Source organism: Mycolicibacterium novocastrense, assembly GCF_001499835.1.
Lineage (GTDB): Bacteria > Actinomycetota > Actinomycetes > Mycobacteriales > Mycobacteriaceae > Mycobacterium > Mycobacterium novocastrense.
Window position 1 is genome coordinate 1 of the sequence record NZ_LQIH01000040.1, and the last position, 14,851, is coordinate 14,851.

Genomic DNA, 14,851 nt, shown 5'->3' on the forward strand with positions numbered 1-14,851 from the left:
CACCAACTCCCGCGAGCGACCGCGTCTGCACGCCGACACGCCGCCATTGCGCGTACAAGAGCGGTCGCTCGCGCGGGTTCAACGACCGATGGAACCCGCGGCCAGGCTGCTGCGTCCGATCAGGCATGGACTACTGCCTCGGTGACGGCGACGGCTCGGCGACGATCTGGTCCGCGACGCCCGATCTGGATGTCGACGGTGACCGCGCATTCGAGGCGGTCGGGCTCGACTTCGACGGCGACGGCCTGCTCGACGACGCGATGGCCGACCTCGACGACGATGGCATCGCCGACCATCTCGTGCGTGACCATGCCGGTGCCGCAACGCATTTCACCGATGACGGCAGCGGAACCTGGGCGGTCAGCGTCGAGCGGGGGCTGCGCTGGTTCGGCCTCGACGGGGTCGAGCGATTCGGCGGCCCGCTGGTCGACCTCGACGCCGACGGCCAAGACGACAGGCTCGTCGACAACGATGGCGACGGGTTGGCCGATCGCGCCCTGGCCGGCGAAACCGCCTACGTCGACGCCGACGCCGACGGCACGTGGGACATCAAGCTCACCGACAGCGACGGCGACGGCCGCGCCGATTCGGCCGCCGAACTCAGTTAGCCGCGGCCAGACCCCGGCGGGCCCGCGAATGCCTGCGCGATGCTCAGCCATTGTTGGGCGTCCTCGCCGACCGCATTCACATCGAGTTCCGAGCGCGGGCGCCGCTGGGTCACCAGCATGCAGAAGTCCTCCGCCGAACCGGTGACACGCTGGGGCGCGTCCTGTGGCCCCCACGACCACGTCGACCCGTCCGGCGCGCGCAACTCGACGTAAAACGGTTCGGCCGGCGGCGCCAAGCCGTTGATCACGAACGCGAAATCGCGTGTGCGCACACCGATGTGAGCGATCGACCGCAGCCGCGCCGTGGGCTCTCTGCCCACACCGAGAGCGTCGGCGACGTCGAGGCCGTGCGCCCACGTCTCCATCAACCGGGCAGTTGCCATCGACGCGGCGCTCATCGGGGGGCCGAACCAGGGCAGCTTGCGGCCCTCGGCGACGGTCAGCAGCGCGTCGTGCAACCGGGACCGGGTCGCGCGCCACTCGGCAAGCAGGTCCGGCGGCGACATGGCGGCCAGCTCCTCGGCGCCCGCATCGACGAAGCCGGTCGGGTTCTTGCCTGCCTCTTCGAGCAGGTCGGCGAAGACGGCCTCGTCGGTGACGGCGGTCAGCGCGACACGGTCGGTCCACAGCAGATGTGCGATCTGATGCGCGATGGTCCAGCCCTCGGCGGGAGTGGGTTCTGCCCACCCCTCGGCGGGAAGGTCGGACACCAGGGCGTCGAGTTCGTCGCTCTCGGCGCGCAGGTCGGCCACCATCGGCGCGGCACCAGCCATGCCGGTCACCTTAACCCGGGGTCGGCGACCGTTTCGCGATTGTCGCGTGTGCGGCCAGACCGGCGAGATACACGCCGACGCCGGCCAACGCGAGCGCCGGTTGGCGTCCGTCCGGCGGAATCACGCTCGCGCTCAACGCGATCGCCCCGATGAACGACATCCAGAACAGCGAGTCCTGCACGGTGAACACATGCCCGCGCAGGCCGTCGTCGACGTCAAGCTGCATGGCGTTGTCCGCGCACAGCTTGACCACCTGGCCCGCCATACCGAGCAGGAACCCGCAGGCCACCATCATCGCCAGCTGCAGGCCGGACCCGGCCAGCTGGACCAGCGCGGCGATCGCCAACGCGCCGTTGGTCGTGGCGTACCGGCCCCAGCGCCGCACCGCCACCGGCATGACCGCGGCTGCGATGAAGGCGCCCGCGCCGGTCGCCGCGACGAACAGCACCGCGGTGCCCAACCCGGCGACCTGCGCAGTGTCGGTGTGCCGCACCATCACCAGCACCAGCAGGCTGTTGATCCCGAACGCCATCCGATGCGCGGCCAGCCCCGTCAACGTCGCGGCCACGGCGGGTACCGCCGTCACGGTTTTGACTCCGTGCACCCAGCCGGTGGCGACCGCGTAGAGCACCGAGCCGTGTACCGCACGCGCGCTGTCGTCAGGTCCCAGCAGCCGCGGCGGAAAACGCCACGCCAACCACAGGACCAGGGCCACCGGAGCGGCAACGATGAGGATGATGACCGCGGAACCGGCGTCGTCGGCGCCGAACAGCCAGCGCGGCAGCAGCATGAAGTTGGCGCCGAGGAACGCGGCGGCCGCGCCGGCCGCGATCGCAACGGAGTTCATCGCCGCCACTTGATCTCTGGGCACGACATGCGGCAGCGCCGCGGACAGCCCGGACGACACGAAGCGGGTGAACCCGTTGACGATCAGCGCACAGCACAGGATCGCCAGATCTCCCGCCCCGGATTCGAGCAGCTGCGCGACGGCGAGCACCAGCACCAGGCGGCCGGCGTTCGCCGCGACCAGCACCAGCCGACGATCCCAGCGGTCGAGCAGCGCTCCGGCGAACGGACCCAGCAGCGAGTAGGGCAGGAACAGCACCGCGAACGCGCCGGCGATCGCCCACGGTTCGGCGGCGCGCTGCGGATTGAACAAAATCGCGCCTGCCAACCCCGCCGAGAACAGCCCGTCGCCGAACTGGCTCACCAGCCGCAGTTCCAGCAGACGCCGAAACTCGGGCAGGCCACGCACCGACCGCCACACGGCGACGGGCGCGCGAAAATCGGCCAAGGGGGATCCCGTTCCTGATATGCGGCGGATCGGACCGCACCCACAGTACAAATATCGCGGCGGCGTCGCGCTTGTCCGCCACGACGGGGGTTGCCGGTGCCATGATGGACGGGTGGCGCAGTCAGAGGACCCGGAGGATTTCATCGCCCCTGCCGCGCCTCGAGTGCGGGCGGGGACGCTGCTCCTTGCCAACACCGACCTGCTGGAACCGACGTTTCGCCGCAGCGTCATCTACGTCGTGGAACACAACGACGGCGGCACCCTCGGCGTCGTGCTGAACCGGGCGAGCGAGACGGCGGTCTACAACGTGTTGCCCCAGTGGGCCAAGTTGGCCGCCAAACCGAAGACCATGTTCATCGGCGGACCGGTCAAACGCGATGCGGCGCTGTGCCTGGCGACTCTGCGCGCGGGGATGGAGGCCACCGACTGTCCCGGTCTGCGCCATGTGCAGGGGCGGATGGTGATGGTCGATCTGGACGCCGATCCCGACTCGATCGCCCCGGTGGTCGAGGGCATCAGAATCTTCGCCGGCTACTCGGGCTGGACGATCGGCCAACTCGAAGGCGAGATCGAGCGCGACGACTGGATCGTGTTGTCCGCGCTGCCATCCGACGTTCTGGTCGAACCGAAGGTCGACCTGTGGTCGCGGGTGCTGCGCAGACAGCCGCTCCCGCTCTCGTTGCTCGCGACGCATCCCATCGACGTCAGTCGCAACTAGCTCCTCAACTGCAGGACAGCGTGCAGGTGGCGCACGCGCCGCCGCAAGTATCCGCGGTGCTGCGTTCAGCGCTGGAAAGACGGGCGGCCATCTTCGCGCTCTGCCAGCATCCGGCCCCGACGGTTCCGAGCGCTCCGACCACGCAGACGATCAACACGACGATGGCCGTGCCGGGATCGGCCGCCAGTGCGACGGCACCGCCGGCGGCCAGCATCGCGGCGGCCGCCAGTTGGACCGGCGCCACCGAGCGCAACACGGTGCGCACGGGGTCCTCGGGATGTGGTCGGCGCAGCAGCCACCCGCCGACCGCGGCGATCGCGCCGGCAGCGCACACGCAGAGCACCGCGGCGATGAGCATGGGCGACAGGATATCGAGACCCGTCGCCATCGACGAGTTGGGACGTCCCCCGGGCGCCAGGCTTCGCCCGGGGGACGGGCCTAACCCGGCAGGCCCGGCTGGGTTCCCAGCGCAGTTGCGCTCGGAATCCGCGGGGCGGCCGGCGCCGTCGCAGCTGACGGCGGATTCGACACCGGCGATGCCGCGCCGGGAGCGGCCGGGGCAGGGGCGCCGGGGGCTGCAGGCGCAGCGGGTGGTGCTGCGGGGGGCGCCCCGGGGACCGTGACCCGGAAACCATTGACGATCGCGTCCGTGGCCTCGGCGGCCGGGACAACCTGGTCGACACTCGTGGTGACGGACAGCGACACCAGGTACTTGTCCGGCCCGGCCGTCGCGATGACGTGACGCCGCGAGGTGTTCAGCGTCATGTTGTTCTCGCGGTACGTGCCCTCGATCACCGCCGACGGCATGCCGCCGAGCTCGGCCAGTGACGCATCGGTGGTGCGCCAGGCGGGCAGCTTCTGGCTGTCGATGAAGCCGTGGCTGATCGCCTCTTTGGGGTCGAAGTCGCCGACCAGCTTGTACACCACGACCTGCGCATTCGACGTGTACAGCCCGTTGCCGCCGACCCGGTCCGCGATCACGGCGAAGGCATCGGGCACGTTCGGGTCGGGGACGTGCGACCAGCCGCGCGGCATCGGCAGCACGATGGTGAGCGCCTTGAACTCGCGGCTGTTCTGCGGCTCGAGTTTGACCCCCTTGTCGGCGAAGAACTCCGAGAGCGTGCCGGAGGTGGCGGGCGTGATCGTGGCGACCGGTGCCGGGGGTACGGGCTGGGCGGCCAGGCCCGGTGCCGTGGTACCGGCAGGAGCCGCCGCGGTTCCGGCGTGCGTGGCGGCCGTGCCGGCGGTAGGCGCTGCCCCTGCCGGTGTCGCAGTGCCCGCTGGGGCGGCCGCGCCGACGGGGGTTCCCGCGGTGGCAGAAGTCACACCCGGTGTGGTCACACCCTGCTGAGTGAGGGCCGCAGCGTTCGGTGTCACGGTGACGGTCTGCGTGACGGTGGCCGGCGCGGGCGCAGGTGGTTGCGGAACGAGAGGTTCGGCCGATGCGGTCGTGCCCGCGAAGCCGAGGACGCCGGCGGTGGCGGCGGCCACACCTGCGGCCAGAACCCGCCAGCGAGGGGCGATCTCGATCATCTGCGTCGGTCCTTCCGAACTGCACGGGAAGAGGTCAGGCGCTGACTGTATCGACCGGCCGAGCACGGTGACCAGCGTCGGAATCGACCTGCAACCGTGTTCTGACATCCCCGCAATGCAACCGAGACCGACCCGTGGCCGAAGCATCGCGGATAGGCGTGCTTATACCCTGTTCACGTGACAGACGCGCCGACCACAGACACCCCGCAGCACCGCTACACCGCGGAGCTGGCCGGGCAGATCGAGCGCACCTGGCAGCAGCGGTGGGCGGATGCGGGGACCTTCCACGTGCCGAACCCCGTCGGGTCGCTGGCGCCCGCCGACGGTTCGCCGGTGCCCGAAGACAAGATGTTCGTGCTGGACATGTTCCCGTATCCGTCGGGTGAGGGTCTGCACGTCGGACACCCGCTGGGTTACATCGCGACCGACGTCTACGCCAGGTACTTCCGGATGACCGGGCACAATGTGTTGCACGCCTTGGGATTTGACGCGTTCGGCCTGCCCGCCGAGCAGTACGCGATCCAGACCGGGACGCATCCCCGAATCCGGACCGAGGCCAACATCGTCAACTTCAAGCGGCAGCTGGGCCGGCTGGGGTTCGGTCACGACTCGCGGCGCAGCTTCGCCACCACCGACGTCGACTATTACAAGTGGACGCAGTGGATCTTCCTGCAGATCTACAACGCCTGGTTCGACCCCGCCGTGCAGAAGGCCAGGCCGATCGCGGAGCTCGTCGAGGAGTTCGAGTCAGGGGCGCGCGACCTCGACGACGGCCGGTCGTGGTCAGACCTCTCGAAGACCGAACGCGCCGACGTCATCGACTCCTACCGGCTGGTGTATCGGGCCGACTCGCTGGTGAACTGGTGTCCGGGATTGGGCACGGTACTGGCCAACGAGGAGGTCACCTCCGACGGCCGCAGCGAGCGCGGCAATTTCCCGGTGTTCCGTAAGCGCTTGCGGCAGTGGATGATGCGCATCACCGCCTACTCCGATCGCCTGCTCGACGACCTCGAACGGCTGGACTGGCCGGAGAAGGTCAAGACCATGCAGCGCAACTGGATCGGCCGGTCGACGGGAGCGTCGGTGTTCTTTGCCGTTGATTCGGCACCTGACGCGGCAGACATCGAGGTGTTCACCACCCGGCCCGACACGTTGTTCGGCGCGACGTACATGGTGTTGGCGCCCGAACACGAACTGGTCGACAGGGTGGTGGCCGACCAGTGGCCCGCCGGTGTCGACGAGCGGTGGACGTACGGCGCCGCGACGCCGGCCGAAGCGGTCGCCGCGTACCGGTCCGCGATCGCGGCGAAATCGGATCTGGAGCGTCAAGAGAACAAGATCAAAACCGGTGTGTTCGTCGGCGCGTACGCGACGAATCCCGCCAACGGTCAACAAGTTCCGATCTTCATCGCCGATTACGTGCTGCTCGGTTACGGCACCGGGGCCATCATGGCCGTGCCCGGACACGACCATCGCGACTGGGAATTCGCGACCGAGTTCGGCTTGCCGATCGTGGAAGTCGTTGCCGGAGGTGATGTCACGCAGGCCCCCTACGTCGGAGAAGGCCCGATCGTGAACTCCGACTCCCTCAACGGGCTGAGTGTCGCGTCGGCCAAGGAGGCGATCACCACTCGGCTGGCGGCGCAGGGCCGCGCCCGTCCACGCGTCGAATACAAGCTTAGAGACTGGCTTTTCGCGCGACAGCGGTACTGGGGTGAGCCGTTCCCGATCGTGTACGACGAGGACGGTCGCGCGCACCCGCTGCCGGAATCGGCGCTGCCGGTGGAGTTGCCGGACGTGCCCGACTACTCGCCGGTGCTGTTCGACCCCGACGACGCCGACAGCGAACCGTCACCGCCGCTGGGCAAGGCCACGGACTGGGTGAACGTCGAGTTGGATCTCGGCGACGGGCTCAAGCCCTACACCCGCGACACCAACGTGATGCCGCAGTGGGCAGCCAGCTCGTGGTACGAGCTGCGATACACCGACCCGTACAACTCAGAGGAGTTGTGCGCCAAGGAGAACGAGGCGTACTGGATGGGGCCGCGGCCCATCGAACACGGCGCCGACGATCCGGGCGGTGTGGACCTGTACGTCGGCGGTGTCGAGCATGCGGTCCTGCACCTGCTGTACGCCCGGTTCTGGCACAAGGTGCTCTACGACCTCGGTCACGTCAGCTCCTCCGAGCCGTTCCGCCGGCTGGTGAACCAGGGATACATCCAGGCGTTCGCCTACACCGACTCCCGCGGCGCCTACGTTCCTGCCGCGGAAGTCGTTGAGCGGGACCAGAAGTTCTACTGGTCGGGTCCCGACGGCGAGATCGAGGTCTTCCAGGAGTTCGGGAAGATCGGCAAAAGCCTGAAGAACTCGGTGTCGCCCGACGAGATCTGCGACAACTACGGTGCGGACACGCTTCGGGTGTACGAGATGTCGATGGGTCCGCTGGAGGCGTCGCGGCCGTGGGCCACCAAGGACGTCGTCGGCGCGCACCGGTTCCTGCAGCGGGTGTGGCGGCTGGTGGTCGACGAGGAGACCGGTGCGAACCGCGTCGCCGAACACGAGGCGATCGACGAGCCGACGCTGAAGTTGTTGCACCGCACCATCGCCGGAGTGACCGACGACTACACGAACCTGCGGAACAACACCGCGGCGGCCAAACTGATCGAGTACACGAACCACCTGACCAAGGAGGGGGTGACGGCGCGCGCGGCGTTGGAGCCGCTGGTGCTGATGGTCGCGCCGCTTGCCCCGCATCTGGCCGAGGAACTGTGGCGTCGGCTGGGCCACGACTCGTCGCTGGCGCACGGACCGTTCCCGGTGGCCGACCCGCAGTACCTCGTCGAGGACACCGTCGAGTACCCCGTGCAGGTCAACGGGAAGGTGCGCGGTCGCGTGACGGTCGCCGCGGACGCGGACGCCGACGCGCTGGAGGCCGCCGCGTTGGCCGACGAGAAGGTTCAGGCGTTCATCAACGGCGCGACCCCGAAGAAGGTCATCGTCGTGGCGGGCCGCCTCGTCAACATCGTCGTCTGACCCCCGCCCCGCCGCTCGATTGTGATTCTGGCGACGGTTGGGGCGCTCTGAGCGTCGTCGGATTCACAAACGGCGGGGCTACTTGCGGGGGCGGACGATGACCTCGTGCACGTGGGCGTCCGGCGGGGTGTGCACCGCATCGGCGATCACCTTCGCCACACTCTCCGGGCTCAGGAACCGCGACGGGTCGTACTCGCCGCCCTCATAGGCGACCAGCCCCTCCTGCATCTCCGTGGCGATCCGGCCCGGATGCACCGATGTCACGCGCAGCGACGGCTCGTCTGCCCGCAGCGAGTCGGCGAACGACCGCAACGCGAACTTGCTCGCCGAATACGACGCCAATCCCGGCGACGCGTTGATTCCCGATCCCGAGTTCACGAACAGCACGTGTCCGCGCGCGGCGCGCAACGCAGGCAACAGAGCGAGTGTAAGGCCAACCGCGCCAATGACATTGACCTCCATGGAGGTGCGCCACTCGTCGACGGTCGATTCGGCGACCCGCCCCGGGAACGCCACCCCCGCGTTGTGGATCAGCACGTCGAGCTCGACGATCGGCTCGACCGCGGCCTCGATTCCGGAAACGTCAGCCAGGTCGATCGGCCATGTGGTCGCGCCGAACTGCGCGGCGACCTCGTCGAGCGCTGCCGACGGCCGCCCGGCCAGAAACAGGGTGTGGCTGTCGGCGAGCGCCGTGGCGATCGCCGTCCCGAGTCCCCGTGAGGCACCCGTGATCATCGCGGTCGGCATGTCGAAACCCTACCGATCTGCGATTCGCCGCGAAGCGTCGCATCATGGAACGGATGCCACCCGACCACAGCTTTGCTCCCACCCAGCTCGCGGCCCGCGCTGCGTACCTGCTGCGGGGTAACGACCTGGGCACCATGACCACGGCCGCGCCGCTGTTGTACCCGCACATGTGGAGTTGGGACGCGGCGTTCGTGGCGATCGGGCTGGCGCCGCTGAGCGTCGAGCGCGCCGTCGTCGAACTCGACACCCTGCTCAGCGCACAGTGGACCAACGGGATGGTCCCGCACATCGTGTTCGCCAACGGTGTCGACGGTTATTTCCCGGGCCCGGCCCGCTGGGCCACGTCCGCGCTGGCCGCGCATGCGCCCCGCAACCGGCACACGTCCGGCATCACCCAGCCGCCGGTGCACGCGATCGCCGTGCAGCGCATCCTCGATCACGCCCGCACCCGCGGCCGGTCCACCCGCGCCGTCGCCGAGGCGTTCCTGGACCGCCGCTGGTCCGACCTCGTCCACTGGCATCGCTGGCTCGCCGAGGCCCGCGACCCGAAGGAGCACGGCCGGGTCACGCTCTACCACGGCTGGGAGTCCGGTATGGACAACTCCCCGCGCTGGGACAGCGCGTACGCCAACGTGATTCCGGGCAACGTGCCGGAGTACGAGCGCGAGGACAACACGATCGTCACCGACGCGACCCAACGTCCCTCCGACCTCGAGTACGACCGCTACCTCTGGTTGCTCGAGGAGATGAAGTCGGCTCGCTACGACGACGAATTGCTGCCCAAGGTCATGAGTTTCGCGGTCGAGGACGTGTTCGTCTCGGCCATCCTCGCGGTCGCCTGCGACGTGCTCGCCGACATCGGCGAGGACTACGGCCGCCCACGCGCCGACGTGCGTGACCTCTACGCGTGGGGCCGGCGGTTCCGGGCCGGAGTCATCGACACCACCGACGAGAGAACCGGCGCGGCAAGGGATTTCGATCTCAAGGCCGGCAAGTGGGTGGCCACCGAGACGGTCGCGCAGTTCGCCCCGCTGTTATGCGGCGGCCTTCCGCACGACAAGGAACGCGCGCTGGTGAAACTTCTGGAGGGCCCACGGTTCTGCGCTCACCCCGACCTCAAGTACGCCTGCATCCCGTCCACCTCGCCGGTGTCACGGGACTTCCGGCCGCGCGAATACTGGCGCGGGCCGGTCTGGCCGGTGATGACGTGGCTCTTCTCGTGGTGCTTCGCGCGCCGCGGCTGGGCCGAACGCGCGCGTCTGCTGCGCCAGGAGGGACTGCGCCAGGCCAGCGACGGAACCTTCGCCGAGTACTACGAACCCTTCACCGGCGAGCCGCTGGGCAGCATGCAGCAATCGTGGACGGCGGCCGCCGTCCTGGACTGGCTGGGTTAGCCCGCTACTCGGCCAGCCGCTCGAGCGGGTCGATGGCCTTGGTCAGCGTCTCGATGTCCTCCGGGCTCAACCGCGACAGCAGGCTGGCCAGATGCGCGCGCCGAACCTCGAGCGCCTCCTGGTGCTGAGCGCGGCCCTCCGGGGTGATGTCGACGAGCACCGCGCGCAGGTCCGACGGGTCGCGCGAGCGTTTGACCAGGCCCAGCTTCTCCAATCGGCGGATCGCGACCGTCGTCGTGGGCGTGCGAACACGCTCGTGGGCGGCCAGATCCGTCATCCGCATCGGGCCCTGCTCCAGCAGCGTGAGCAGAATCGACAGCTGCGCCAACGTGAGGTCCCCCGCGTCGGTGCGGTTGGTGTCGCTGCGACGCAGCACGGAGAACACCCGGGACAGAACCCGCTGCAGCTCTCCTGACAGCTCCGCGACCTGCGGTTCGACGACTTCCGCCATAATTTCGGCAGTCTAACCTGTCAGCCGCTGCCAGGATGCGTGACGGACGCGTTATTTCAAAGTCGTCGACGGCCCGGTCACAGCACCTGCGAGAGGAACCGCTGCAGGCGTTCGGTCTCGGCCGCGTCGAAGATCTGCTCGGGCGGTCCGGCCTCGACCACTTTGCCGTGATCCATGAACACCACGGCATCCGACGTCGACCGGGCGAAGCCCATCTCGTGCGTGACCACCACCATCGTCATGCCGTCGGCGCCGAGGTCGGCGATCAGCGCGAGGATGCCCTTGACCAACTCCGGGTCGAGCGCCGAGGTCGCCTCGTCGAAGAACATCACCTGCGGCGCCATCGCCAGCGCCCGCGCGATCGCCACTCGCTGCTGCTGGCCGCCGGACAGCGTTGTCGGCCGCACGTCGGCTTTGTTGCGCAGGCCGACGCGGTCCAGGTGTGCCAGCCCGAGTTCGCGGGCCTCGTCGGCGCTGAGTCGTTTGAGCTTGCGCGGGGCGAGTGTCACGTTGTCCAACACGCTGCGGTGCGGGAACAGGTTGAAGTTCTGAAAGACCATCCCGATGCGCTGGCGCAACTGGTCGGGATTGTCGGCGAGCACCGAACGACCGTCGAGCAGGATGTCACCGCGGTCGGGCTCGTACAGCCGGTTCAACGTCCGCAACAGCGTGGACTTGCCCGAACCCGACGGCCCGATCACCGCCGCGGTGCTGCCGGCGGGCACATCGATGTCCACGCCGCGCAGCACCGGGTTGGGACCGAATGAAAGGTGGATGTCGTTGGCGCTCAACGACACCGGATCGAATCCCGACGTGCTCATCAGATCATCTCCTGAGACGTCGCCATCGGAAGCGGGTCCTCCTCGGAGGGTTTTCGCCCGCGTCGCAGCCTGTTGTCGATGTAGTTGACCAGATGTGTCAGCGGCACGGTCAGCAGGAGGTAGAAGAAGCCCGCGGCCACCAGCGGTGAGAGGTTGCCGGTCTGCGCGTTGAGGTCGCGCCCGACCTGGAACAGCTCACGCTGATCGGCTACCAGCCCGAGGAAGTAGACCAGCGAGGAGGCCTTCAGCAGCGAGATGAACTGGTTCATCAGCGCCGGCAGCACCCGCCGCACACCCTGGGGTATCACGACCAACCGCATCGACGAGGTGTACGAAAAGCCCAGTGCGCGTGATGCTTCCATCTGCCCGGGTTCGACGCTTTGGATACCGGACCGGAAGATCTCCCCGACATAGGCGGCCGCCATCAAGCCCAGCGCCGCGATGCCCAACGGGAACGGGTTGTTGCCGGTCAACCCGCCCACGACCGGGCCCACCCCCAGGCCGATCAACAAGATGATGACCACCTCGGGCAGGCCGCGGAAGATGTCGGTGTACACCCGCGCCGGCCACCGCAGCCAGCGATGCCGCGAGATCCCCGCGACGGCCAACGCCATCCCCAGCACCAGCCCGATGACGGCCGCGCTGACGGTCAGGATCAACGTGTTCGGCAGGCCGGTCTTCAACAAGTCCGGAACCGCCTGCCGGTACAGGTCCCAGTTCAGGAACGAGTCCTTCAGTTGCGCCAGCGTCGATTTCGGCGCCGCGGGTCCGGTCGGGGCCTGCTGGTTCTCGGCGGCGATCGCGTTGAAGTCGGGCAGTTGGGGCGGTGGAGCCGCCTTGGAGCCCGGCTTCCACCCGGGCGGCAGCGCCCGCGGCACCCATTCCGAATACAGCCGCGCCCAGGTGCCGTCGGCGATCACGGCGTCCAGCCCGGAGTTCAGCGCGTCGATGAGCGGGCGGTTCTCGGTGGCCACCGCCCAGGCGATGAAATTGTCCAAGCTGAAGGTGTTTTCGATGATCTCGGCCGGATCGCCGGGTTGCACGGTTCCCGACGCCTGCTGGGACGGGGCGACCCAGGCGTCGATCTGCCGGGTCTTCAGGCTCGCGTAGACGGTGTTGTAGTCGGGGTACTTGACCGGCTGCAGGCCCAGGGTGTCGATGACGTAGGACTCCTGCACGGTGCCTTGCACCACGCCGATGCGCTGTCCCGGGGCCAGCTTGTCGAAACCGGTGATCGGCGAGCCGGTGGGCACGACCAGCGAGAAGTAGCCGAAGTCGTAGCCGTTGGTGAAACCGACTGTGCGGCGGCGCTCCTCGGTCGTGGTGATCGATGAGGACCCGACGTCGAAGCGCCGCGCCGCCACCTGCGCCAGCAGCCCGGAGAACTCGGTGCCGACGAAGTTGATCCGCAGGCCCAGCTTGTCGGCGATCGCGCGCAGCACCTCGTTGTCGAAGCCGGTGAACTGACCCGCCGAGTTGATGCAGATGCTCGGCGGCGCGTCCGACAGGGTGCCGACGGTCAGCGTGCCGGGTTGGATCAGGCCCAACGCGTCGATGTTGACCGACGTGAGCGGCACCACGGAGGAGGTGGTGTACCGGTCCTCGTCGGGCCCGGACGCCGCCGCGGCCAGGTTGGTCGGAAGGGCGCTGGCACTCTCGACGCCGGGAGGTGTGCACTGGTCCACGTTGGCGTGTGCGGGTGCGGCTAGGCCGACACCGGACACCAGCACCGCGACGAGCGCCACCACCAAGATCTTGCCGAACCGCGCGAACGGGGTCATCTGTGCAACGTATCGGTCAGGCCGGCGCGTCCGCCGGGTTGGGCTCGATCAGAACGTAACCGACGAGGCGTCCGCCCCGCGCAGCACGCCTCGTCGAACCAGTTCGGTGACCATGATGTCGCCCATCGCCTCGCTGCGGGCGACACAGGCGGCGCGTGCGGCCTCCTCGTCACCGCCGCGGATCGCAGCGGTCTCGTCCTCGTAGAACGGCAGCATCTCGTCGTGGTCGCTCAGGTACGCCACCCAGAACGCTCGAGGTGTGAAGGCCTGGACGGAGCGGATCAGCGCCGTCAGTCGCGGGCCGGCGTAGGCGTCGGTGATCACGGTGCGGTACTGCCAGGCGGCGTCGTAGAAGGCGCGGGAGTCGCGGGTGCCGCGCAGCGTGTCGGTCAGCGCGTCCAGCCGTTCGACGACACGGGGATCGGGGTCGGCGGCGGCGCGCGCGGAAGCCATGCCGGTCAAAGACCCGTGCAGCTCATGGTGCTCACGAACGAACGCCTCGTCGAAACGTTCGACGAACGCCCCGCGGTGATACCGGGTGGACAAGATGCCGTCGTGTTCCATCTGCACGACGGCCTCTTGAATCGGCACGCGCGACAAACCGAGGTCCTGCGCGATCTCGTTGCGGTCGATCCGATCACCGGACCGGAGCTTGCCGGTCAGGACGAGGTTCACGACGTGCGCGACCACAAGGTCTTTTTCCTTGACCCCATACTTCTTGGGCATGGCGGCGACAGTCTCTCACGCACCACGCCTCGCCGGGAGCGGTTACGCCGGTTCAGCCGCCCGCGTTTTGACGACGGTCGCGCCAGCGGACCAACGCTTCGGCTTCGGACAGGTCGTAGTCGGGTCCGTTCACCCCGACGGTCAGCATCGTGACGCCGAGGTCGGCGAGCGCATCGGCCTCCCCGATCAAAGCCTCCACGGTTTTTCCCGACACGCCTGCCGACCGCTCGATGGCCTGCGGGTCACGACCGACATCGGCGCAGTGTCGCGCCAAAACCTCGGCCTTGCGCGGGTATTCGGCGCTGTCGGAGAAGCTGTGCCAGATGTCACCGTACTCGGCGACCAGTCGCAGCGTCTTCTTCTCGCCACCGCCGCCGATGAGGACCGGGATGTCGCGGGTGGGTTGCGGGTTGAGCTTGGACAGGCGCGACGTGATGCGCGGCATCGCCGCGGCGAGGTCGTCGAGCCGGCTGCCCGCGGTGCCGAATTCGTAGCCGTACTCGTCGTAATCCTTCTGCTTCCAACCCGAACCGATGCCCAGGATCAGGCGCCCGTCGCTGATGTGGTCGACGGTGCGCGCCATGTCTGCCAGCAGCTCGGGATTGCGGTACGAGTTGCAGGTCACCAGCGCGCCGATCTCGATGCGCGATGTTTGCTCGGCCCAGGCGCCCAGCATCGTCCAGCATTCGTAGTGGGCCCCGTCGGGGTCGCCGTAGAGCGGGAAGAAGTGGTCCCAGTTGAAGGCGATGTCGACGCCGATGTCCTCGCACCGGCGGACCGCGTCGCGGATATGGCTGTACTTCGGGGAGTGCTGCGGCTGCAATTGCACGCCGACACGAATCGGATAGCTCACACTTCAACCGTACGCAGCGTCAGTCACCCGACCACCAACCCCCGCGAGCGACCGTAGTAAGAGAGCTATGTCGCGTGTTTTCGAGGATTTTGAAGAGGTTGAAGACGTCCTCCTGATGC

Annotated in this window: 14 protein-coding genes; 4 read left to right on the forward strand and 10 right to left on the reverse strand. The window is 68.4% G+C overall.

Annotated elements, in window-relative coordinates; all coding sequences use genetic code 11:
• Positions 1 to 125: 125 nt before the first annotated feature.
• The gene (locus AU072_RS21580) at positions 126 to 608 is read left to right on the forward strand and encodes a hypothetical protein (protein WP_064415670.1); all 483 of its coding nucleotides are present in this window, start codon (positions 126 to 128) and stop codon (positions 606 to 608) included.
• Here the strand turns inward: AU072_RS21580 and AU072_RS21585 are convergent.
• Both AU072_RS21585 and AU072_RS21590 read right to left on the reverse strand, forming a co-directional pair.
• Positions 605 to 1,381: a TIGR03084 family metal-binding protein gene (locus AU072_RS21585; protein ID WP_064415678.1), complete on the reverse strand. Its 777-nt coding sequence runs from the start codon at positions 1,379 to 1,381 to the stop codon at positions 605 to 607. The two genes, AU072_RS21580 and AU072_RS21585, sit on opposite strands and share 4 nt — an antisense overlap.
• 10 nt (positions 1,382 to 1,391) lie before the next feature.
• Positions 1,392 to 2,675, reverse strand: a complete 1,284-nt coding sequence (locus AU072_RS21590; protein WP_064415671.1) for an MFS transporter — start codon at positions 2,673 to 2,675, stop codon at positions 1,392 to 1,394.
• 112 nt (positions 2,676 to 2,787) lie between these two features.
• Here AU072_RS21590 and AU072_RS21595 point away from each other — a divergent pair, with 112 nt between their 5' ends.
• Entirely contained in the window at positions 2,788 to 3,393 is a 606-nt protein-coding gene (locus AU072_RS21595) for a YqgE/AlgH family protein (RefSeq protein ID WP_064403949.1), read from the forward strand.
• Positions 3,394 to 3,397: 4 nt separating this feature from the next.
• On the opposite strand, the gene AU072_RS21600 is transcribed toward AU072_RS21595, so the two are convergent.
• Positions 3,398 to 3,751 (reverse strand): hypothetical protein, encoded by a 354-nt coding sequence (locus AU072_RS21600; protein WP_064415679.1) that lies wholly within the window; start codon positions 3,749 to 3,751, stop codon positions 3,398 to 3,400.
• Positions 3,752 to 3,831: 80 nt separating this feature from the next.
• Positions 3,832 to 4,926: an LpqN/LpqT family lipoprotein gene (locus AU072_RS21605; RefSeq protein WP_064415680.1), complete on the reverse strand. Its 1,095-nt coding sequence runs from the start codon at positions 4,924 to 4,926 to the stop codon at positions 3,832 to 3,834.
• A gap of 177 nt (positions 4,927 to 5,103) precedes the next feature.
• Here AU072_RS21605 and leuS point away from each other — a divergent pair, with 177 nt between their 5' ends.
• Entirely contained in the window at positions 5,104 to 7,959 is a 2,856-nt protein-coding gene (gene leuS, locus AU072_RS21610; protein WP_064415672.1) for a leucine--tRNA ligase, read from the forward strand.
• 78 nt (positions 7,960 to 8,037) lie between these two features.
• Here leuS and AU072_RS21615 read toward each other — a convergent pair whose 3' ends face one another.
• A complete protein-coding gene (locus AU072_RS21615; RefSeq protein WP_064415673.1) occupies positions 8,038 to 8,706 on the reverse strand; it encodes an SDR family oxidoreductase in 669 nt (222 codons plus the stop codon).
• 53 nt (positions 8,707 to 8,759) lie between these two features.
• On the opposite strand from AU072_RS21615, the gene ggh reads away from it, so the two are divergent.
• A complete protein-coding gene (gene ggh / locus AU072_RS21620) occupies positions 8,760 to 10,100 on the forward strand; it encodes a glucosylglycerate hydrolase (protein WP_064415681.1) in 1,341 nt (446 codons plus the stop codon).
• Between the two features lie 4 nt (positions 10,101 to 10,104).
• On the opposite strand, the gene AU072_RS21625 is transcribed toward ggh, so the two are convergent.
• The 5 genes from AU072_RS21625 to AU072_RS21645 form a co-directional block, all read right to left on the reverse strand.
• Complete coding sequence (locus tag AU072_RS21625) at positions 10,105 to 10,551, reverse strand: MarR family winged helix-turn-helix transcriptional regulator (RefSeq protein WP_064346113.1); 447 nt, start codon at positions 10,549 to 10,551, stop codon at positions 10,105 to 10,107.
• Positions 10,552 to 10,628: 77 nt separating this feature from the next.
• Entirely contained in the window at positions 10,629 to 11,372 is a 744-nt protein-coding gene (locus AU072_RS21630) for an amino acid ABC transporter ATP-binding protein (RefSeq protein ID WP_064415674.1), read from the reverse strand.
• Positions 11,372 to 13,153 carry an ABC transporter substrate-binding protein/permease gene (locus AU072_RS21635; RefSeq protein WP_064415675.1) on the reverse strand — a complete coding sequence of 594 codons (1,782 nt, stop codon included), beginning with the start codon at positions 13,151 to 13,153 and terminating at the stop codon, positions 11,372 to 11,374. Before AU072_RS21635 ends, AU072_RS21630 begins: the two co-directional genes overlap by 1 nt.
• A 48-nt stretch (positions 13,154 to 13,201) precedes the next feature.
• Complete coding sequence (locus AU072_RS21640) at positions 13,202 to 13,879, reverse strand: GntR family transcriptional regulator (RefSeq protein ID WP_064415676.1); 678 nt, start codon at positions 13,877 to 13,879, stop codon at positions 13,202 to 13,204.
• A 52-nt stretch (positions 13,880 to 13,931) separates the two neighbouring features.
• On the reverse strand, positions 13,932 to 14,732 hold the full coding sequence (locus AU072_RS21645) for an LLM class F420-dependent oxidoreductase (protein ID WP_064415677.1): 801 nt from the start codon (positions 14,730 to 14,732) through the stop codon (positions 13,932 to 13,934).
• Positions 14,733 to 14,851: the final 119 nt, after the last annotated feature.